We start from the raw sequence: 20,417 nt of genomic DNA, 5'->3' as shown, positions 1-20,417 counted from the left end.
CTTGCACACCGGCTCCGGGCACCTTCGCCGGGAGTCAGGCCATGTATACCTGTTAGGTATGGGCGATACTAGGGCCTGGAACACATGACGCCTGATGCGTCTGCCGAGGACCTAGGAGGAGAGCACGCGTGCGCCTGCCCCTCCTGGCACTCCTCGCGCGCGGTCCTGCCCACGGCTACGAGCTGAAGCAGGACCTTGAGCAACTGCTGGGCTCCGCGTACCCTCAGCCGAACGTCGGCCAGATCTACGTGACCCTCGGCCGCCTCGAGAAGTCGGGACTGATCGAAGGCGAGGAGGTCGAACAGACCGGCCGGCCCAACAAGAAGATCTACCGCCTCACCGACGCCGGGCGCGAGGCGGTGAGCGTCTGGTTCCAGAAGCCCGAGGACGAGCCGCGGGTGCGGGACGAGTTCTTCATGAAGCTCGCCCTCGCCCCGCAGACCGGTCTCGCGGACCAGATCGCCCTGATCAACAAGCAGCGGCGCCAGTACCTCAACACCATGCGCAACCTGTCGAAGCTGGCGGCGGCCGAAGGCCGGGACAACAGAATCGCCCATCTGCTGATCGAGGGCGCCATGCTGCACCTGCAGGCCGACCTGGACTGGCTGGAACGGTGCCAGGAGGAACTGGAGGAGCTGGAGTGAGTGACGTCCGGGCTCCCGTACTGCTGCGGGCCGAGGGCCTCGTCAAGACACACCACGGCGAGGGCGCGCCCGCGCATGCCGTGCGCGGGGTGGACCTGACGGTGACACGCGGCGAGTTCGTCGCGATCACCGGTCCCTCCGGGGCCGGCAAGTCCACGCTGCTGCACCTGCTCGGCGGGCTGCAGCGGCCGGACGAGGGCAGCATCCGGCTGGACGGCCGGTGCACCGACTCCTACAGCGAGGCCCGCTGGGCCGAGGAGCGCCGCAGCGGCATCGGCATCGTCTTCCAGTTCTTCAACCTGGTCTCCAACCTGTCCGTCGCCGACAACGTCGAGCTGCCCGCCCTGCTCGCCGGCCGCTCCCCGAAGCAGGCCCGCGCCGAGCGGGAGGCGCTGCTGGCCGAGCTGGGGCTTCAGGGCAAGGAGCGCAGCATGCCGGGCGAGCTGTCCGGCGGCGAGCAGCAGCGGGTCGCGCTCGCCCGCGCCCTGGTCAACCACCCGCCGCTGCTGCTGGCCGACGAGCCGGCCGGCAGCCTCGACAGCAAGGGCACCCGCGAGGTGATGCGGCTGCTGTCCCGGTTCCACCAGCGCGGGCAGAGCATCGTGCTCGTCACCCATGACGCCCGGCTGGCGAGCGCCGCGGACCGGGTGATCAGCTTCTTCGACGGCCGGATCGTCGACGACGCGGAACTGGACGGGACGACGCCGTCGCGGGGTCCGGGGATCTCGGGTGTGCTGGAGCTGAGGGACTGAGTGCGGTGAAGTGCTGGATGACGCGCATGCCCCGGTCGAAGGGCTGAGCCCGGTGCGGGCGGCTTTGCGCTGGGCGCACTCGGACCTGCGCGCACATCGCGGGGAGGCGCTGTTCATCGTGCTGGCCACGGCCGGCATCGTCGCCTCGCTGCTGCTGGCCACCGCGCTGTTCGGCTATGCGACCAACCCCTGGCAGCGGGTCTTCACCCAGTCCCACGGGGCCCATGTGTGGCTGCACACGGCGAGGTCCGCCGACACGGGCCGGCTCGCCTCGCTGGACGGTGTGGAGTCGGTCACGAACGCGTACCCCACCGAGGCCGCCACCGTCTCCTCCCGCGGCACCCGCGCCTCCGTGGAGCTGCGCGGTACGCCCTCGCGGCCCACCGTGGGCCGGCCGCTGCTCACCTCCGGCCGCTGGCTGAACGCCCGGGAGCCGGACGGCGTGGTCCTGGAGAGCCGGCTGGCCCGGGCGCTGCTGGCCGAGCCCGGCGACACCCTGACACTGCCCGGGACCACGCGCACACTGACGGTGGTGGGCATCGCGGACAGCGCGGAGCCGCGCTACCGGCCGGGTGAGCAGCCGGGGCTGGTGTGGGCGCAGCCGTCCGCGGTGCGCGACCCCGGCGGCCGGGTGGTCGGGCTGCGGCTGACCGACCCGGACGACACCGGCTACGCCGTCCAGCGCGCCGTCACCGTGCTGGGTGCCGGGGCGGTCGGCGAGGTGTCCACCTGGCAGCAGACGCGGGCCGAGGCGCAGGGCGACAACCGGCTGCTGGGGCAGGTGCTGGGCCTGTTCGGCCTGGGCGCGCTGATCGCGGCCGGGCTGGCGGTGCACGGCGCGATCGGCACCCGGATCCGGGGGCATCTGCGGGACATCTCGGTGCTGAAGGCGATCGGTTTCACACCCGGTCAGGTGGTGCGGATCTTCCTGCTCCAGCATGTGGCGTACGCCGTGCTCGGCGCGGTGGCCGCGGTGGTGCTGACCCAGTCGCTGGGCGCGCGGATCCCGGGCCGGCTGGGCGACGCGGTCGGGGTGTGGCAGGGGTTGCCGGGTCACCCGGTGACGCTGTTCGCGGTGCCGGTGGGCGCGGTGCTGTTCATCGGCGCGGTGACGGGACTGGCGGCCTGGCGGGCGGGGCGGGTGCCGCCCGTGCCGGTGCCGCGGCCCGCGGTTCCGCCGGCCGGGCGGCTGATGGGGGTGGTCCGCCGGGCCCTGGGGCTGGGGCTGCCGCCCGCGCTGGTGCTGGGCTGGCACAAGGTGGTCACCCACCGTGTGCGCACCCTGGCCACGGTGGGGCGGCTGGCTCTGCCGCTGCTGTTGATCGTGGTGGCGATGAGCGCGTGGACGACGATCGACCGCTTCCACAGCAGACCGGAGGAGCTGGGCCTGTCGGCCGCGCTCACCGTCCGCGCGGACAGCGGCCTGAACGACGAGGACACCCGGGCGCTGCTGGCGCGCGAGCGGGGGGTCGCCGCCGTCTACCCCGGGGTGGAGGTGGCCGCGCTCGTCCCCGGCCAGACGGCCACGATCGCCCTGCGGGGTCTGGGCACCCGTGAGGACCCCTACCCGTACGCCCTGGCCGAGGGCCGCCACGCCGCCGGCCCCGACGAGGCCGTGGCCGGTCAGGGCCTGCTGGACCTGCTCGGCGTGCGGGTGGGCGACTGGGTCCGGATGACGGTGGGCGACCAGCCGCAGATCCTGCACATCGTGGGGCGCAGCATCGAGCCGGAGAACGCCGGGCGGGTGATCTCGACGTCCCTGGACACCCTGCGGGAGAACGACCCGGAGCTGCGCCCCACGCTGTACCAGCTCCGCCTGTCCCCGGAGGCGGACCGGGACGAGGTCGCGAAGTCCCTGCTCAGCGCGGGACGGGGGCACCTGGAGGTGCACGCGGTGACGAATCCGGCCGACGGACTGTCCCCGCTGCGGGCGGTCGTCGTGGGCCTGATCTGTGTGCTGGCCCTCATCGGCCTCATCGAGCTGCTGACGGCGATCGGCGGCACGATCCGCGAGAGCGAACGGGACCTGCTGGCGCTGAAGGCCATCGGCCTGTCCCCCCGCCAGATCACGGCGATCACGGTGACGGCAACCAGCTGCACGGCCCTGGCGGCCGTGGTGGCCGGCACAGCCGTCGGCCTTCCCCTCGCCCGCTGGCTGGTCAACGCCCAGGGCCGCTCGAGCGGCCTCGGCACCGGTGTCGCGGCGGGTCCCTCTCCCCTCCTCCTGCTGTTGTTCGCGGCGGCCGCGGTGGCGGGCGCCGCAGCCCTGTCCGCCCTCCCCGCCTCCCGCGCGGCCCGCCGCCGCCTGGCGGACACACTGAGCGCGGTGACGTAACCGGGGCGACGCCCCTGGCCGGGGTTCCACCCCGGACTCCGCCCACCCACCCGCCCGGCGCACCGGGGTGAAAGGCCCCCCGCCCCAGGGCTCCGCCCCGAACTCCGCCAAAGGCTCCGCCCCAGGGCCCCACCCCAACCCCCACCGGAGACTCCGCCCCTGGACTTGCCCACCCACCCGACGCACTGGGTCAAAAGGCCTCGCCCGGGGCCCCGCCCCGAACCCCACCAGAGGCTCCGCCCCAGGGCTTGCCCGTTCACCCGCCCGCCTCACCGGGGTGAAAAGCACTCCCGCCCCAGGGCCCCACCAGAGACTCCGTCCCCGGGCTTGCCCACCCACCCGACGCACTGAGACGAAAGACACCCGCGCCCCAGGGCCCATCCCAAGCCTCGGCAGAGGCTCCGCCTCCTGTAGCTCCCGGGTGGCTTGCCCGTTCGCCTGTCTTGCCGCCCCGGCGTTTCCTGGGGTGCAGGGGGCACAGCCCTCGCCTCCCGAGGGCGGAGCCCCGGGGTGCAGGGGCGCCCCTCACCCCGGCGAGGCGAGTGGGTGGGTGGGCAAGCCCGGGGGCTCAGCCCCCGGGCGGGGGCCTTCAGACCCAGCGAGACCGGGGGTGGGAAAAGATCCTCGTCAGCGACCGCGCAGCTCGCGGTACTTGGTGACCAGGGTCTTGGTGGACGCGTCCAGGTCCGGGACCTCCGTGCCCTCCGTGAGGGCCGGTTCGATGCGCTTGGCCAGGACCTTGCCCAGCTCCACGCCCCACTGGTCGAAGGAGTCGATGTTCCACACCGCGCCCTGGACGAACACCTTGTGTTCGTAGAGGGCGATCAGCTGACCGAGGACCGACGGAGTCAACTCGCGGGCGAGAATCGTCGTCGTGGGGTGGTTCCCGCGGAACGTCTTGTGCGGGACCAGTTCCTCCGGCACCCCTTCCGCCCGCACCTCCTCCGGCGTCTTGCCGAAGGCCAGCGCCTGCGTCTGCGCGAAGAAGTTGGCCATCAACAAGTCGTGCTGCGCCTTCAGTTCACCGCTCAGCTCCGCGACCGGCTCGGCGAAGCCGATGAAGTCCGCCGGGATCAGCTTCGTACCCTGGTGGATCAGCTGGTAGTACGCGTGCTGCCCGTTCGTGCCCGGCGTACCCCACACCACCGGCCCGGTCTGCCACCCCACCGGCTCGCCGTCCCGCTGCACCGACTTCCCGTTGGACTCCATGTCCAGCTGCTGCAGATACGCGGTGAACTTCGACAGGTAGTGCGAGTACGGCAGCACCGCATGCGACTGCGCGTCGTGGAAGTTGCCGTACCAGATCCCCAGCAGCCCCAGCAGCAGCGGCACGTTGGCCTCGGCCGGCGCCGTCCTGAAGTGCTCGTCGACCAGCCGGAAGCCCTCCAGCATCTCACCGAAGCGCTCCGGACCGATCGCGATCATCAGCGACAGCCCGATCGCCGAGTCGTACGAGTACCGGCCCCCGACCCAGTCCCAGAACTCGAACATGTTGGCCGTGTCGATGCCGAACTCGGCGACCTTCTCCGCGTTCGTCGACAGCGCCACGAAGTGCTTCGCGACGGCCTCCGGTCCGGCCTTCAGCTCACCGAGCAGCCAGTCCCGTGCCGATGTCGCGTTGGTGACCGTCTCGATGGTGGTGAACGTCTTGGACGCGATGATGAACAGCGTCTCCGCCGCGTCCAGGTCACGCGTCGCCTCGTGCAGGTCGGCGCCGTCGACGTTGGAGACGAAGCGCACCGTCAGCCCGCGGTCCGTGCAGGCGCGCAGCACCTCGTACGCCATCGCCGGGCCCAGGTCCGATCCGCCGATGCCCACGTTCACCACATTGCGGATCCGCCTGCCGGTGTGCCCCTTCCACTCCCCCGAGCGGACGCGGTCCGCGAAGTCGCTCATCTTGTCCAGGACCGCGTGCACACCGGGCACGACGTTCTCCCCGTCGACCTCGATCACCGCGTCCCGCGGCGCCCGCAGCGCCGTGTGCAGCACGGCCCGGTTCTCGGTGAGGTTGATCTTCTCGCCGCGGAACATGGCGTCCCGCAGCCCGGACACGTCCGTCGCGGCGGCCAGCTCCCGCAGCAGCCTCAGCGTCTCGTCGGTGACGAGGTGCTTGGAGTAGTCGACGTACAGATCGCCGACCTGGAGGGTGTACGCCTCGCCGCGCTCCGGGTGGGCGGCGAACAGATCCCGCAGATGGGTGTCGGCGAGCTCCTCCCGGTGCTTGGCCAGAGCGGTCCACTCGGGCCTCTGGTTGAGCCTGGTACGGCCGTCTGCGTTCATTCGGACTTCAGCCTCTTTCCTTGCTGTCCTGCTGCGTCCTGCCCCGCTGTCCGTCCAACCTAATTGATCAGCGGGAGACGTGAGCCGTCGTCACGCCGTCGTCCGGCGCACCCACCACTACGTCCGCCGCCCGCGCAGGTATCAGCGCGGCCACGGACAGGACGAAGAACCCCGCCGTGAGCAGCGCCGGAGAGTTCGGTCCCCACACGGCGGCGACCGCCCCGCCGAGCACCGCGCCGAGCGGCGCCCCGGCCACGGAGAGGGTGCGGAAGGCCGCGCTGACCCGGCCCAGCATCCCGGCGGGGCTGCGCTGCTGCATCAGCGTCGTCGTGTTGACGTTCCACACCATGCCCATCAGTCCGAACACGGTCAGTGCGGCCACCGTCACGGGCAGATGGCGCACCACTCCCATCACCACCAGCGCGGCGATCTGCACCGCCCCGGCCAGCAGCACGGCCCGCATACGCCCCAGCCGGGCCACGATCCGGCTGTTGACCGCTCCCCCGACCAGGCTGCCGACCGTGTACGCCGTCAGTACCGCCGCGTACCCCTTGGTGCCGGCGCCCAGCCAGCCGGTCACGATGACCACCAGCGTGGCGATGAGGGCGCCCATCCCGACGTTGCACAGCGCGGTGGCCGCGCACAGCCCGCGCAGGGCCCGGTCCCGTCCGAGGGCGCGCAGTCCCTCGGCCATCTCCCGCCGCAGCGTGCTGCCCGCCGGTCTCGGCGGCCGCTCGGGCCCGGAGACCCGCAGGGAGGCCACCAGCGCGGCGGCCACCAGGAACGTGGCGGCGTTGGCGGCGAAGGGCGCGGCGGCGCCCGCGGCGAGCAGCAGCGGCACGGCCGGACCGCCGAGCAGCCCGCCGGCCACGCGCTGCCCGGTCATCAGCCGGGCGTTGGCACCGCCCAGCGCACCCGGCTCCACCAGGACGGGCAGCAGGGCCGTGGCCGCGTTGTCGAAGAGCGTCTGCAGCGTGGTCAGCGCGAAGGCCAGGGCGATGAGGAGGCCGATCGAGGCGTGTCCGAGGGCCACGGCCACGGCGAAACCGCCGACCAGCAGGGCCCGCACCGTGTCCGCCGCCCACATCGCGCGCCGCTGGTCCACCCGGTCGGCGACGGCGCCGCCGAGCAGTCCGAAGATGATCCAGGGCAGATAGCCGCAGGCCGCGACGGAGGAGATGAGCAGCGGGTCGTCGGTCAGCGACACGGCGAGCAGCGGCAGTGCGGCCGTACGCAGCGAGTCACCGAAGCTGGACAGCACGGCGGCGCTCCACAGCCGTCCGAATCCCCCGCGCCAGGCGGGCGCGGCCACGCCCGCGGTCTCGGCTAACACCATGGTTTCCCCTCACGATTCGTCCGATGCACAAACCGTAGGGGGCAGCACTGACAATCGGTCCGCGGCGGCCGGGCGCCCGGATGTGCGGCAGGGCCGGTCCCGCGCCCGCGAGCGGCGCCGTCCGGAGCCCAACTCCTAGATTTCGCCCCGCAGTTTGGCGAGCGCCTCGGCGAGGATCGCCTCGCCGTCCGCGTCGCTGCGCCGCTCACGCACATAGGCGAGGTGCGTCTTGTAGGGCTCGGTGCGCGGCGGGGCCGGCGGGTTGTCCTGGTCCTGGCCCGCCGGGAAGCCGCAGCGCGGGCAGTCCCAGGTGTCGGGGACCTGTGCGTCGCTGGCGAAGCTCGGCTGGGTCTCGTGTCCGTTGGAGCACCAGAAGGAGATGCGCAGACGCGGCGCGGACTCACCGCGCTCGGCCTCGCCCATCGGCCCCGCCCCGACCCGGCTTCCTCGGATCGCGTTGCCACTTGCCACGGTCGTAACTCCCTGCGTGATGGTGCCGCATAGCGAGTCGGTGTGCCGCTTCGCTGCGAGCGCCTCAGTCTACGTAAGGCCCAACGCGCGTCCAGTGACTGGAGTTACCACCCCCCGCACACAGACGCAGGCCCCATGATAAGACGCGCCCGGGAGCGCGTACCGACCATGGGGCCTTACGTACGAATATGTGCAGGCTGTTGTTCAGCTGCTCGTCTTCATCAGGATGCCGAGCACCACGATGCAGGCGACCCACAGCAGGCCGGCCACCAGGGTGATGCGGTCGAGGTTGCGCTCGGCGACCGAGGAGCCGCCGACGGAGGACTGGACGCCGCCACCGAACATGTCGGAGAGGCCGCCGCCCTTCCCCTTGTGCATCAGCACCAGCAGCATCAGCAGCAGGCTGAAGAAGATCAGGGCGATCGAGAACCCCAAAACCACGGCTGGACCAACTTCCTCGATTCGGATGGACGACGGGGGCACGGCAAACACTGCCTACCCTGCCCCCGCAAGAGTACGACGGATCGCCGCCGGCGCATACTCACGGCCCGGCCCGCCGCCCCGCTCACTGCTCGTGGAAACGCACGATCCTGACGAACTCGTCCGAGTCCAGCGAGGCACCGCCGACCAGGGCGCCGTCGATGTCGGCCTGCGCCATGATCTCGGCGACGTTGCCCGACTTCACGGAGCCGCCGTACTGGATGCGGACCTGGTCGGCGACCTCCCGCGAGTACAGCTCGGCGATCTTGCCGCGGATGGCGGCGCAGACCTCCTGGGCGTCGCCGGCGCCGCAGACCTTGCCGGTGCCGATGGCCCAGACGGGCTCGTAGGCGATCACGACGGACGCGGCCTGTTCGGCCGGGAGGTCCTTCAGACCTCCCTCGACCTGGGCGAGCGTGTGCGGGACGTGGTTGCCCGCCTCGCGGACCTCCAGCTCCTCGCCGACGCACAGGATCGGGGTCAGGCCGTGCTTGTAGGCGGCCTTGACCTTGGCGTTCACGACGTCGTCGGTCTCGTTGTGGTACTGGCGGCGCTCGGAGTGCCCGATCGCCACGTAGGTGCACTTGAGCTTGGCCAGCATCGGGCCGGAGATCTCGCCGGTGTAGGCGCCGGAGTCGTGCTGCGAGATGTCCTGGGCGCCGTACTTGATCTTGAGCTTGTCGCCGTCGACCAGGGTCTGCACGGAGCGCAGGTCGGTGAAGGGCGGCAGGACGGCGACCTCGACGGCCTCGTAGTCCTTGTCGGCCAGGGCGAAGGCTAGCTTCTGGACGTGTGCGATGGCCTCCAGGTGGTTGAGGTTCATCTTCCAGTTGCCCGCCATCAGCGGCGTGCGCGTACTCATGCGGTTCAGTCCTCCAGTGCGGCGAGGCCGGGGAGCGTCTTGCCCTCGAGGTATTCGAGGGAGGCGCCGCCTCCGGTCGAGATGTGGCCGAATGCCGACTCGTCGAAGCCCAGCGTACGGACGGCCGCGGCGGAGTCGCCGCCGCCCACGACGGTGAAGCCGTCGGAGTCGGCCAGGGCCTGGGCGACCACCTTGGTGCCCTCGGCGAAGTCGGGGTGCTCGAAGACGCCCATCGGGCCGTTCCAGAAGACGGTGGCGGCGTCGGCGAGCTTGGCGGCGTACAGCTTGCGGGTCTCGGGGCCGATGTCCAGGCCCTCCTGGTCGGCCGGGATGGCGTCCACGGCGACGGAGGAGGGGTGGGCCGGGGCCTTGGTCCTCAGGTCCGGGAATCCGGGCGCGACCAGCGTGTCCACGGGCAGGACCAGCTCGACGCCGGTCTTCTCGGCGCGCTCGATGTACTCCTTGACGGCCGGGAGCTGGTCCTCCTGCAGGAGGGACTTGCCGATCTCGTGCCCCTGGGCCTTGAGGAAGGTGTACGCCATGCCGCCGCCGATGAGCAGCCGGTCGGCCTTGCCGAGCAGCTGGTCGATGACGGCGAGCTTGTCGGAGACCTTGGCACCGCCGAGCGCGACGACGTAGGGCCGCCGGACGTCCTCGGTGAGCTTCTTCAGGACGCCGACCTCGGTGGCGATGAGGTGGCCGGCGTAGTGCGGCAGGCGGGCCGGGAGGTCGTAGACGGAGGCGTGCTTGCGGTGCACCGCGCCGAAGCCGTCGCCGACGTAGACGTCCGCGAGGGCGGCGAGGGCGTCGGCGAACTCGCCGCGCTCGGTGTCGTCCTTGGAGGTCTCGCCGGGGTTGAAGCGCAGGTTCTCGACGACCGCGACCTGGCCGGGCTGGAGGCCGTCCACGGCGGCGTGGGCGGCGGGGCCGACGGTGTCCTGGGCGAACGCCACGGGGGCGCCGAGGAGTTCGCCGAGCCGCTCGGCTGCGGGCAGCAGGGAGAAGGCCGGGTCCGGGGCGCCCTTGGGGCGGCCGAGGTGGGAGGCCACGACCACCTTGGCGCCGGCGTCGGCGAGCGCCTTGACGGTGGGCAGTACGGCGCGGATGCGGCCGTCGTCGGTGATGACACCGTCGGCCAGCGGCACGTTGAGGTCGGCGCGGACGAAGACCCGCTTGCCGTCCACGCCTTCGGAGAGAAGTTCGTCGATCGTCTTCATGGTGGGACTCCTGGAGAGGGTCTCTTGATCGTACGAGGGCTGATCGATCGGCACGCGCGCGGGCCGTTGTCCGCCCGGCCCGCCGTACGTGCGTCAGGGCTCGGGCGGCGCGTCGTGTGCGCTGCCCGAGCCCTGATGTCACATCGAGGTGCCTGCTCTGTCGATCAGAGCTGGTTGCCGACGAAGACCGTCAGGTCGACGAGGCGGTTGGAGTAGCCCCACTCGTTGTCGTACCAGCCGATGATCTTCACGTTCTTGCCCTCCTGAACCATCGTCAGGGAGGAGTCGAAGGTGCAGGACGCCGGCGCGTTGACGATGTCGGAGGAGACGATCGGGTCCTCGGTGTACTCGAGGACGCCCTTCAGCTCGCCCTCGGCGGCCTTCTGGAAGGCGGCGTTGACCTCTTCCTTGGTGACCTCGCGGGAGAGCTCGACGACGAGGTCGGTGACGGAGCCGGTGGGCACCGGGACGCGCATGGCCATGCCGTCCAGCTTGCCCTTGAGCTGCGGCAGCACCAGGGCGGTGGCCTTGGCGGCGCCGGTGGTGGTCGGGATGATGTTCTCCGCGGCGGCACGGGCGCGGCGCAGGTCCTTGTGCGGGAAGTCCAGGATGCGCTGGTCGTTCGTGTACGCGTGCACGGTGGTCATCAGACCCTTGACGATGCCGAAGTTCTCGTCGAGGACCTTCGCCATCGGGGCCACGCAGTTGGTGGTGCAGGAGGCGTTGGAGATGACGTTGTGGTTCGCGGCGTCGTACGTGTCCTGGTTGACGCCCATGACGATGGTGACGTCCTCGTTCTTCGCCGGGGCGGAGATGATGACCTTCTTGGCGCCGCCGGCGATGTGCTTCTCGGCGTCTTCCTTCTTGGTGAAGATGCCGGTGGACTCGATGACGATGTCGACACCGAGCTCGCCCCAGGGGATGTCGGCGGGGTTGCGCTCGGACAGCACCTTGATGGTGTGGCCGTCGACGGTGATGGAGTCCTCGGTGTGGGAGACCTCCTGCTTGAGGCGGCCGAGGATGGTGTCGTACTTCAGCAGGTGAGCGGTGGTCGCGGTGTCACCCAGGTCGTTGACAGCCACGATCTCGATGTCTGCACCCTGCTCCAGCAGCGCGCGGAAGTAGTTACGACCGATGCGGCCAAAGCCGTTGATGCCTACGCGGATCGTCACGAACCGATCTCCTCGTTGGTACGCCGGTTTCAACACCGGCGAGCTGTATGGGATGTCCCCGACCACCCTCGACCCTACCCCTCTGGGGCCTCCGTAGTGACATCTGGACGGCGCGGTGTCCCATATCCGCCGGCAGACCCACGGACCCCTCGGTACGGGCGCCCGGATCACCCCGGTCCACCACGGATTGCCCATACCAATTGCCCCCATTGATCACTCATCCGTGCCCCAGGGGGCTCACTTGTGAAACCCGGCATTTCGGGCGCTCATCAGTCCGATATATCCCCCAACTGAGCGCTGCCGCCACCGGGTTGCGGACGGCTGCCGACCGGCCCGTACCGACCGGCCGGTGCCGGCCGTCGCCACCCACTGATCACCCCGAGCGGGGTACCCGCGAGCAGGGCGGCTACGCGCACCCCGAACCAGACCGGGGGCACCGGCGGTGGCCCCCGGAGGAACAGATGCACGCGCACATCAAAAACGCGGGCCGCCCGACCGGACAGCCCGCGACTCGGCCCCACGCCGCCCGACGGGTACCGGTCGGGCGCTGTCGACGGCCGACACCGGCCGGCCCCTGTCGACTCGGCCCCTGTCGACTCGGCCGCTGTCACCCGCCGGTACCAACCGGCCCCCGTCGGCCGGCCACCCTCACCGGCCGGTACCAGTACCGGCCGGCTCCCGCCGGCCGGCCACCGCCACCCGGCCAATTACCGGCCGAACCCGTTCACCCGGCCGGCCCGGGTCAGCCGACCGGATTGCCCGCCGAGTCCTCCGCGAGAATCGACCGGCCGGCCCAGGTCGGCCGGCCCCTGCCGACCCTGCCGCTGCCACCCGCCGGTGCCAACCGGCCCCCGTCCGCCGGCCGGCCACTGCCACCCGGCCCGTGTCGGCCGGGCCCCTGTCGGCCAGACCCGTTCGCCCGGCCGTGCGGTCGGTCCGGGTCAGCCGGCCAGGTTGTCCGCCAGGTCCTCCGTGAGGTTGGCCTCGGTGCCCGGGATGCCCAGGTCGGAGGCTCGTTTGTCGGCCATGGCGAGGAGGCGGCGGATGCGGCCCGCGACCGCATCCTTGGTCAGCGGGGGGTCGGCGAGGGCGCCGAGTTCCTCCAGGGAGGCCTGCTTGTGATCCATGCGCAGGCGGCCCGCGGCGGCGAGGTGCTCGGGCACGTCGTCGCCGAGGATCTCCAGGGCGCGCTGCACGCGGGCGCCGGCCGCGACGGCGGCGCGGGCCGAGCGGCGCAGGTTGGCGTCGTCGAAGTTGGCGAGGCGGTTGGCCGTGGCGCGGACCTCGCGGCGCATCCGCCGCTCCTCCCAGGCCAGCACGGACTCATGGGCACCGAGGCGGGTCAGCAGCGCGCCGATCGCGTCACCGTCACGGACGACGACCCGGTCGACGCCCCGCACCTCGCGGGCCTTCGCCGCGATGGACAGCCGGCGGGCGGCGCCGACCAGGGCGAGCGCGGCCTCCGGGCCGGGGCAGGTCACCTCCAGGGAGGAGGACCGGCCCGGCTCGGTGAGCGAGCCGTGGGCGAGGAACGCCCCGCGCCAGGCGGCCTCGGCGTCGCAGGTGGCCCCCGAGACCACCTGCGGCGGCAGGCCGCGGATCGGGCGGCCCCGCCCGTCGACCAGCCCGGTCTGGCGGGCCAGCTGGTCGCCGCCCGCGACGACGCGCACCACATAGCGCGAGCCGCGCCGCAGCCCGCCCGGCGCCATCACGATCAGCTCGGAGCCGTGGCCGAAGATCTCCAGGACGTCCCGCTTCAGACGCCGCGCCGCCATGGCGGTGTCCAGCTCCGCCTCGATCACGATGCGCCCGCTGACCAGGTGGAGGCCGCCGGCGAACCGCAGAACGGCGGAGACCTCCGCCTTTCTGCAGCAGGTCCGAGTGACGGGGAGCCGGGAGATCTCGTCCTTCACCGCTGCCGTCATCGCCATGGGCCGATCCTTCCATGCATCCGAAAAATACGGTCGTACGCGGCGGCCAGCAACTCCGGGTCGTGCCGCGGAGTTCCGTCCCTCCGGGCCACCGGCGCGAGTTCGACCGCGGCGCCGAACCGCTCGGCGGCCTCGCTGAGGTCTTCGCGGTCGGGCACGGCGGCCTCGTCGGCCAGCACCACGTCCAGGGCGAGTTTAGGGGCGTGTCGCCCCAAAACCTCCAAATGACGCTGCGGGGAGAAGCCGGCGGTTTCCCCCGGCTGCGGTGCGAGGTTCAGGGACAGCACCCGCCGTGCCCTGGTCTCGGTGAGCGCGTCGCGCAACTCCGGCACCAGCAGGTGCGGGATGACCGAGGAGAACCAGGAGCCGGGCCCGAGCACCACCCAGTCCGCGTCCAGGACCGCCTCCACGGCCTCCGGCACGGCGGGCGGGTCGTTCGGCACGAGGTGCACGGACTGCACCTCCCCCGGGGTGAGCGCGACCGTGGCCTGGCCGCGGACGACATCGATGTCCTCGGGCCGCTCCGGATCGTGCCCCCTGACCAGCGCCTGCAGTTCCAGGGGCACGGCCGACATGGGCAGCACGCGCCCGTGCGCGCCCAGCAGCATGCCCACCAGGTCCAGCGCCTGAACGTGGTCGCCGAGCTGCTCCCACAGGGCGACGATCAGCAGGTTGCCCACCGCGTGGTCGTGCAGGTCGCCCTGCGAGGTGAAGCGGTGCTGGATGACCCGGGCCCAGGTCTGGCCCCAGTCGTCGTCACCGCACAGCGCGGCCAGCGCCTTGCGCAGGTCACCGGGTGGCAGCACGCCCAGCTCGTCGCGCAGGCGCCCGCTGGAGCCGCCGTCGTCGGCCACGGTGACGACGGCGGTGAGGTCGCCGGTGATCCGGCGCAGCGCGGCGAGCGAGGCGGACAGGCCCATGCCGCCGCCGAGGGCGACCACCTTGGGCTGGGTCCCGCGGCGGCGCGCCCGCGCACCCCGGACCTCCACGGTGCGCCCCGGGCGACGTACCGTACGCCCCTCCGGCATCACCCGGCGCAGCCCGCTCAGCCGCGGAGTACGTCTTCCGGTCACTCCCGCCCCACGTCCCGGTGGACGACGACGGTCTCCACACCTTCGGCCGCGAGCCGCGCGGCCAGCTTCTCGGACATGGCCACCGAGCGGTGCTTGCCGCCCGTGCAGCCGATGGCGATGGTCACGTACCGCTTGCCCTCGCGGCGGTAGCCGGCCGCGATCAGCCGCAGCAGCTCGGCGTAGCGGTCGAGGAAGTCCTTGGCGCCGGGCTGGTTGAAGACATACGCGGCGACCTCGTCGTTCAGCCCGGTGTACGGGCGCAGCTCGGGCACCCAGTGCGGGTTGGGCAGGAACCGCATGTCCGCGACCAGGTCGGCGTCGACCGGCAGGCCGTACTTGAACCCGAAGGACATCACCGTGGCCCGCAGCTCGGGCTCCTCCTCGCCGGCGAACTGGGCGTCCATCTTGGCGCGCAGTTCGTGCACGTTGAGGCTGGAGGTGTCGATCACCAGGTCGGCGTCGCCGCGCAGCTCCCGCAGCAGTTCGCGCTCGGCGGCGATGCCGTCGACGATACGGCCGTCGCCCTGGAGCGGGTGGGGCCGGCGCACCGACTCGAAGCGGCGTACCAGAGCCTCGTCCGAGGACTCCAGGAAAACGATCCGCCGCGTGACGTTCCTGGCCTCCAGGTCGGCCAGGGACTCGCGCAGGGCGTCGAAGAAGCGGCGGCCGCGGACGTCGACGACGACCGCGATACGGGCCACGTTGCCCTGCGAGCGGGCGCCGAGCTCCACCATGGTGGTGATCAGCGCCGGCGGCAGGTTGTCGACGACGAACCAGCCGAGGTCCTCCAGGCACTTGGCGGCCGTGGACCGGCCGGCCCCGGACATGCCGGTGATGATCACCAGCTCGGGAATGGCCGCGTCGGGGACGCCGGCCGTGTCGATACTCACCTGTGCTCCGTCTTCCTGGACCGCCCGCCGCTGCTGCTCGGCGGGTGTCCCCTCGTGGGCCTGATCTCGCTCGGTGTTCTGCTGCCGTGTCTCGTGCTCGCTCATGTCTCCTGCCCCCGTCGGTCGTCCGGGGCGCCCGCGGTCACGGGCTCCCCCGCGTCGCCCGTCGTCCCGGGCGGCGCTTCCTCCACGTCTTCTATGATCTCTCCCGTCGCCGTGTTGACGGCGGGTGCGGCCGGGGCCGTCCGGGCGAGGGCCGCGGCGATCGTCTCGGCCGTCTTGCGGCCTATGCCGGGCACCTCGCAGATCTGGTCGACTGTCGCGGACCGCAGCCGCTTCACCGAGCCGAAATGTTTGATCAGCGCCTGTCTGCGCGTCTCGCCGAGGCCGGGTACGTCGTCCAGGGGCCCGGCCCGGAAGCGCTTGGCCCGCCGGGTGCGCTGGTAGGTGATCGCGAACCGGTGGGCCTCGTCACGCACGCGCTGCAGCAGGTACAGGCCCTCGCTGCTGCGTGGCAGGACCACCGGGTCGTCCTCCCCGGGCAGCCAGACCTCCTCCAGGCGCTTGGCCAGCCCGCACACGGCGACGTCGTCGATGCCGAGCTCGTCCAGGGCCCGCTGGGCGGCGGCGACCTGGGGCCGGCCGCCGTCGACGACGACGAGCTGCGGCGGGTAGGCGAAGCGCTTGGGACGCCCGTCGTCCTCGGTGGGCGCGCCCGGCGAGCCGTCGGCGAGGGCGTCCTCGCCGTCGGCCCACTCGCCGGTCCTCTCCTTCTCGGCGAGGTACCGCTTGAAGCGGCGTGTGATCACCTCGTGCATGGAGCGGACGTCGTCCTGGCCCTGGCCGTGCCAAATCTGTGTGTCTCCGACACGACCTCTGATCTGGAAGCGGCGGTACTCGCTCTTGCGCTGCAGGCCGTCCTCGAAGACGACCATGGAGGCCACCACGTCGTCGCCCTGCAGGTGGGAGATGTCGTAGCACTCGATCCGCAGGGGGGCGCTGTCCAGGCCGAGGGCCTCGGCGATCTCCTCCAGGGCACGCGAGCGCGTGGTCAGGTCCGAGGCGCGCCTGGTCTTGTGCAGGGCGAGCGCCTGCAGGGCGTTGCGCTGCACGGTCTCCATCAGGGCCTTCTTGTCGCCGCGCTGCGGGATGCGCAGCGAGACGTTCGACCCGCGGCGGTCGGTGAGCCACTGCTGGACCGGCTCGGCCGGGTCGGGCAGGGCCGTCACGAGGACCTCCCTGGGGACGGCGTCCCCGCTCTCCTCGCCGTACAGCTGCTGCAGGGCGTGCTCGGTGAGGGCGCCGGTGGTGACGTCCTCCACCTTGTCGGTCACCCAGCCGCGCTGGCCGCGCACGCGTCCGCCGCGCACGTGGAAGATCTGTACGGCGGCCTCCAGCTCGTCCTCGGCGACGGCGACGAGGTCGGCGTCGGTCGCGTCGGCGAGCACGACCGCGTTCTTCTCCATGGCCTTCTTCAGGGCCTCGATGTCGTCGCGCAGACGGGCGGCCCGCTCGTACTCCATCTCCTCGGCCGCCTCGGTCATCTCCTTCTCCAGGCGGCGCAGGTACGTGCCCGTGCGGCCGGCCATGAAGTCGCTGAACTCCTCGGCCAGCTCCCGGTGCTCCCCGGCGGAGACACGGCCCACGCAGGGCGCGGAGCACTTGCCGATGTAGCCGAGCAGGCAGGGGCGTCCGGTGCGGGCGGCGTTCCTGAAGACGCCCGCCGAGCAGGTGCGTACCGGGAAGACGCGCAGCAGCAGGTCGACGGTGTCGCGGATGGCCCACGCGTGTGCGTACGGCCCGAAGTAGCGCACGCCCTTCTTCTTGTGGCCGCGCATCACCTGCACGCGCGGGAACTCCTCGTTCATCGTCACCGCGAGGTACGGGTAGCTCTTGTCGTCGCGGTACTTGACGTTGAACCGGGGGTCGAACTCCTTGATCCAGGAGTACTCCAGCTGCAGCGCCTCGACCTCCGTGGACACCACGGTCCACTCCACGGACGCGGCCGTGGTGACCATCGTCCGGGTGCGCGGGTGGAGGTTCGCCAGGTCCTGGAAGTAGTTCGCCAGGCGCTGGCGCAGGCTCTTCGCCTTTCCGACGTAGATCACCCGGTGGTGCTCGTCACGGAACTTGTAGACCCCCGGAGAGTCCGGGATGTCTCCCGGCTTGGGGCGGTAGCTGGAGGGGTCGGCCATGTCTCACACCCTACTGTCGAGCGCCGACACAGCGGCGGGTCTCGTGCGGCGGCGGCTCCCGGCCCGCTCCGGCCGGGGGTGCGGACTCGGCCAGGAGTGCACGACTGTCGGTCTCAGGTGTTGTCGGGACTTGGTCAACACGCTTCAATGCGGGGGAACTCGGGGCTGTCGACGGCGGCGTACGGAGATGAGGACACCCGTGCCCGCGCGCGGGGGTGGCTCCGGGGACCCGCGTGAACGGTCCGACCAGCCGTCCGCACCCTCACAGAAAGGCCCGTGCATGCCGTACGCCCCACAACAGGTGGACATCGCGACCGCTGAACTGGACACGGCCCTGCGCGGCGGCCCCTTCCACGTGGCGCTGCGCGCCGCGATCGCCGCCCGCGGTCTGCCGTTGCAGCGTGTGCAGCACCATCTGTCGCGCTACGGGGTCAGGGTCGGGGTCACCAGTCTGAGCTACTGGCAGCAGGGCGCGCGGCGCCCGCAGCGGCCGGAGTCGCTGCGGGCCGTACGGGCCCTGGAGGAGATCCTGCGGTTGCCGGACGAGTCGCTGATCCGGCTGCTGGCCGAGGCCGAGGAGCGCTCGGACGCACGGCGGACCGGGGCGCGCTCCTACCGCTCCCTCGTGGAGGCCTCGGACGTGCTGCGCGGGCTGCTGGCCGAGCTGGGCTGCCCGCCCGGCAGCGGGCTGCACACGCTGGGGTACCACGAGCGGGTGCGGATCGGGCCGCGCCGGGAGCTCGCCGAGCGCGAGTCCCAGCACATCGTGCGCGCGCACCGGGACGGTGTGGACCGCTTCGTGGCCGTCCACCACGGCGACCCGGGGTGCGTGCCGGAGCGGATGGCCGTGCACGCCCTGGAGAACTGCCGTACGGGCCGGATACGGCGGCACCACGGCACCGGGGTGCTGGTGGCCGAGCTGCTCTTCGACACCCGGCTGCGGGCCGGCGACACATTCCTGTTCCGGTACGGCGTCGAGGACGGCACCGCCGGTGTGGCGCGCGAGTGCGTCCGGGAGTTCGACTCGGCCGGCGGGCAGTACGCCCTTCAGGTGCGGTTCGGCACGAGCGTCCTGCCGGTGCGCTGCCACCGGTTCACGCAGGCCTCGGCGGCGGCCCCGCGCGGCGGCCGTCAGGAGCTGCCGGTGAGCGCGCGGCACCGGTCGGTGCACCTCGTGGAGCCGCGGGTGCGGACGGGGATCGTGGGCGTCGGCTGGCACTGGGAGTGAGCGGGCCGGGCCGAGGGCGGCTGCCGGCTGTCAGGCGTCGGGCCCGGCGACGAGCTTGCCGCCCTGCGCGCGTATGGTCAGCTCCTCCAGCGGGACGGAGGCCGGGGACCGCGTCACCTGGCCGGTGGTGGCGTCGAACTCGCTGCCGTGGCAGGGGCAGATCAGCCTCGTCCCCTCGAGCTTGTTGATCGGGCACCGCCCGTGCGTGCAGATCGTGCTGTACGCCTTCAGGGCGCCGTTCGCATCCCGGCTGACGACCACGTTGTGGTCCCGGTACAGCTTGGCGCCGCCCTCGGGGACCTCGCTCTCGGCGCCGAGGTCGACCGGTTCGGTCGGCCTGGCGGGGCCGGCGCCGGTGTCGTCCGGTCCGCAGGCGGTGAGCCCGAGCGCGGCGACGGGGGTGAGGGCCGCTCCGCGCAGGACGGTACGGCGGCTCGCGGAGGGACGGCCGGACATCAGGGTCTCCACTGGTCAGAGGGCTGGACACGTCGACGATACCCAGCGGCGTCGGCGCGGGCGGGGGCGGGTCGTCCCGGCGCCGGCACGTGGACCCGGCGTTTACCTCCGGCGCGCGATGGGATAACTTCCCGGACCCTGGCTGCCGAAAGGAACCGACTCGTGATCGTCGTCGCCGGTGAGGCCCTGATCGACCTGGTACCGCGGGGCACGGGCGCCCTCGCCGACCTCGGACCGGCGCTCGGCGGCGGCCCGTACAACACGGCCGTCGCGCTGGGCCGCCTCGGCTCCCGTACGGCCTTCTGTTCCCGCCTGTCGTACGACGCCTTCGGTGAGGCGCTGCTCGACGGGCTGCGGCGGGCCGGGGTGGACGTCTCGGGCGTGCAGCGCGGCGTCGAGCCGACCACGCTGGCGGTCGCCTCGGTCGGCGCCGACGGCTCGGCCGCGTACTCGTTCTACGTCGACGGCACCGCCGACCGCCTGTTCACCGCGCCCGCCGAGCTGCCCGCAGGGACCCGCGCGGTGTCCTTCGGCACCTGTTCGCTGGTTCTGGAGCCGGGTGCGAGCGCGTACGAGGAGCTGATGCGGAGCGCGGCCGGGCAGGGTGTGTTCACCGCGCTGGACCCGAACGTCCGGCCCGGTCTGATCGCGGACGCGGACGCCTACCGGGCGCGCTTCGCCGGCTGGCTGCCCTCGGTGTCGCTGCTGAAGCTGTCCGAGGAGGACGCGCGGTGGCTGGGTGGAACTCCGCGCGAGTGGCTGGCCGCCGGGCCGTCGGCCGTGGTGATCACTCACGGGGGCGTCGGGCTCACCGTCTGCACCAAGGACGGCGGTGAGCACTCCGTGCCGGGCGAGAAGGTCGACGTCGTGGACACCATCGGCGCGGGCGACACCGTGAACGCGGCGCTGCTGCACGCGCTGTCCGTGCGGGACGCCCTCTCCCCCGAGGGCCTGGCCGGGCTGGGTGCCTCGGGCTGGACGGGTCTGCTGCGGTTCGCCGCCCGCGCGGCGGCCGTCACCTGCTCGCGCGCGGGCGCCGAGCCGCCGTACGCGGCGGAGGTGGGCGCGCCGTAGCGGGCGCTGCCGGCGTCGGCG

17 protein-coding genes are annotated in these 20,417 nt (G+C 72.2%); 5 read left to right on the top strand and 12 right to left on the bottom strand.

What is annotated here, in order from left to right:
• Positions 1-128: 128 nt before the first annotated feature.
• Genes DEP02_RS17265 through DEP02_RS17255 form a run of 3 tightly spaced genes read left to right on the top strand, consistent with a single transcriptional unit; the run spans position 129 to position 3,731 of the window.
• Positions 129-644 (top strand): PadR family transcriptional regulator, encoded by a 516-nt coding sequence (locus DEP02_RS17265; protein ID WP_112468346.1) that lies wholly within the window; start codon positions 129-131, stop codon positions 642-644.
• Complete coding sequence (locus tag DEP02_RS17260) at positions 641-1,396, top strand: ABC transporter ATP-binding protein (RefSeq protein WP_112468344.1); 756 nt, start codon at positions 641-643, stop codon at positions 1,394-1,396. Before DEP02_RS17265 ends, DEP02_RS17260 begins: the two co-directional genes overlap by 4 nt.
• A gap of 52 nt (positions 1,397-1,448) precedes the next feature.
• Positions 1,449-3,731 (top strand): ABC transporter permease, encoded by a 2,283-nt coding sequence (locus DEP02_RS17255; protein ID WP_112468359.1) that lies wholly within the window; start codon positions 1,449-1,451, stop codon positions 3,729-3,731.
• Between the two features lie 627 nt (positions 3,732-4,358).
• On the opposite strand, the gene pgi is transcribed toward DEP02_RS17255, so the two are convergent.
• From pgi to uvrC, 11 genes are all read right to left on the bottom strand, one after another.
• Entirely contained in the window at positions 4,359-6,011 is a 1,653-nt protein-coding gene (gene pgi / locus DEP02_RS17250) for a glucose-6-phosphate isomerase (protein WP_112468342.1), read from the bottom strand.
• Positions 6,012-6,078: 67 nt separating this feature from the next.
• Positions 6,079-7,347, bottom strand: a complete 1,269-nt coding sequence (locus tag DEP02_RS17245) for an MFS transporter (RefSeq protein WP_112468340.1) — start codon at positions 7,345-7,347, stop codon at positions 6,079-6,081.
• Between the two features lie 135 nt (positions 7,348-7,482).
• Positions 7,483-7,818, bottom strand: a complete 336-nt coding sequence (locus tag DEP02_RS17240; protein WP_073952427.1) for an RNA polymerase-binding protein RbpA — start codon at positions 7,816-7,818, stop codon at positions 7,483-7,485.
• Positions 7,819-8,022: 204 nt separating this feature from the next.
• On the bottom strand, positions 8,023-8,259 hold the full coding sequence (gene secG / locus DEP02_RS17235) for a preprotein translocase subunit SecG (protein ID WP_112468338.1): 237 nt from the start codon (positions 8,257-8,259) through the stop codon (positions 8,023-8,025).
• Between the two features lie 124 nt (positions 8,260-8,383).
• Positions 8,384-9,160 carry a triose-phosphate isomerase gene (tpiA, locus tag DEP02_RS17230; protein ID WP_112468336.1) on the bottom strand — a complete coding sequence of 259 codons (777 nt, stop codon included), beginning with the start codon at positions 9,158-9,160 and terminating at the stop codon, positions 8,384-8,386.
• Between the two features lie 5 nt (positions 9,161-9,165).
• A complete protein-coding gene (locus DEP02_RS17225) occupies positions 9,166-10,377 on the bottom strand; it encodes a phosphoglycerate kinase (RefSeq protein ID WP_112468334.1) in 1,212 nt (403 codons plus the stop codon).
• Positions 10,378-10,541: 164 nt separating this feature from the next.
• Positions 10,542-11,549, bottom strand: coding sequence for a type I glyceraldehyde-3-phosphate dehydrogenase (gene gap / locus DEP02_RS17220; protein ID WP_112468332.1), 1,008 nt, complete (start codon positions 11,547-11,549; stop codon positions 10,542-10,544).
• Between the two features lie 941 nt (positions 11,550-12,490).
• Entirely contained in the window at positions 12,491-13,480 is a 990-nt protein-coding gene (gene whiA / locus DEP02_RS17215; RefSeq protein WP_112468330.1) for a DNA-binding protein WhiA, read from the bottom strand.
• Positions 13,471-14,508 (bottom strand): gluconeogenesis factor YvcK family protein, encoded by a 1,038-nt coding sequence (locus DEP02_RS17210; protein ID WP_198668470.1) that lies wholly within the window; start codon positions 14,506-14,508, stop codon positions 13,471-13,473. Before DEP02_RS17210 ends, whiA begins: the two co-directional genes overlap by 10 nt.
• Positions 14,509-14,549: 41 nt before the next feature.
• Entirely contained in the window at positions 14,550-15,548 is a 999-nt protein-coding gene (gene rapZ / locus DEP02_RS17205) for an RNase adapter RapZ (protein ID WP_112468326.1), read from the bottom strand.
• Entirely contained in the window at positions 15,545-17,638 is a 2,094-nt protein-coding gene (gene uvrC, locus DEP02_RS17200) for an excinuclease ABC subunit UvrC (RefSeq protein ID WP_112468324.1), read from the bottom strand. The genes rapZ and uvrC overlap by 4 nt, the downstream gene beginning before the upstream one ends.
• A gap of 280 nt (positions 17,639-17,918) precedes the next feature.
• Here uvrC and DEP02_RS17195 point away from each other — a divergent pair, with 280 nt between their 5' ends.
• Complete coding sequence (locus DEP02_RS17195) at positions 17,919-18,866, top strand: hypothetical protein (RefSeq protein ID WP_112468322.1); 948 nt, start codon at positions 17,919-17,921, stop codon at positions 18,864-18,866.
• Between the two features lie 30 nt (positions 18,867-18,896).
• Here DEP02_RS17195 and DEP02_RS17190 read toward each other — a convergent pair whose 3' ends face one another.
• Positions 18,897-19,322: a Rieske (2Fe-2S) protein gene (locus DEP02_RS17190; protein WP_112468319.1), complete on the bottom strand. Its 426-nt coding sequence runs from the start codon at positions 19,320-19,322 to the stop codon at positions 18,897-18,899.
• 162 nt (positions 19,323-19,484) lie between these two features.
• Here DEP02_RS17190 and DEP02_RS17185 point away from each other — a divergent pair, with 162 nt between their 5' ends.
• Positions 19,485-20,396 (top strand): carbohydrate kinase family protein, encoded by a 912-nt coding sequence (locus tag DEP02_RS17185; RefSeq protein WP_112468317.1) that lies wholly within the window; start codon positions 19,485-19,487, stop codon positions 20,394-20,396.
• The last annotated feature ends 21 nt before the right edge of the window (positions 20,397-20,417 follow it).

Source organism: Streptomyces triticisoli, assembly GCF_003270085.1.
In the GTDB taxonomy this organism is placed as follows: Bacteria; Actinomycetota; Actinomycetes; order Streptomycetales; family Streptomycetaceae; genus Streptomyces; species Streptomyces triticisoli.
Note: the sequence above shows the minus strand (reverse complement) of the source record. Positions and strands in the feature narration are given on the sequence as shown.

Bases quoted from the DNA above. Each gene is read 5' to 3' on its own strand.
- uvrC (WP_112468324.1), bottom strand. From the start codon at position 17,638: ATGGCCGACCCCTCCAGCTACCGCCCCAAGCCGGGAGACATCCCGGAC.
- whiA (WP_112468330.1), bottom strand. From the start codon at position 13,480: ATGGCGATGACGGCAGCGGTGAAGGACGAGATCTCCCGGCTCCCCGTC.
- pgi (WP_112468342.1), bottom strand. From the start codon at position 6,011: ATGAACGCAGACGGCCGTACCAGGCTCAACCAGAGGCCCGAGTGGACC.
- DEP02_RS17225 (WP_112468334.1), bottom strand. From the start codon at position 10,377: ATGAAGACGATCGACGAACTTCTCTCCGAAGGCGTGGACGGCAAGCGG.
- DEP02_RS17195 (WP_112468322.1), top strand. From the start codon at position 17,919: ATGCCGTACGCCCCACAACAGGTGGACATCGCGACCGCTGAACTGGAC.
- DEP02_RS17210 (WP_198668470.1), bottom strand. From the start codon at position 14,508: ATGCCGGAGGGGCGTACGGTACGTCGCCCGGGGCGCACCGTGGAGGTC.
- DEP02_RS17245 (WP_112468340.1), bottom strand. From the start codon at position 7,347: ATGGTGTTAGCCGAGACCGCGGGCGTGGCCGCGCCCGCCTGGCGCGGG.
- DEP02_RS17190 (WP_112468319.1), bottom strand. From the start codon at position 19,322: ATGTCCGGCCGTCCCTCCGCGAGCCGCCGTACCGTCCTGCGCGGAGCG.
- rapZ (WP_112468326.1), bottom strand. From the start codon at position 15,548: ATGAGCGAGCACGAGACACGGCAGCAGAACACCGAGCGAGATCAGGCC.
- tpiA (WP_112468336.1), bottom strand. From the start codon at position 9,160: ATGAGTACGCGCACGCCGCTGATGGCGGGCAACTGGAAGATGAACCTC.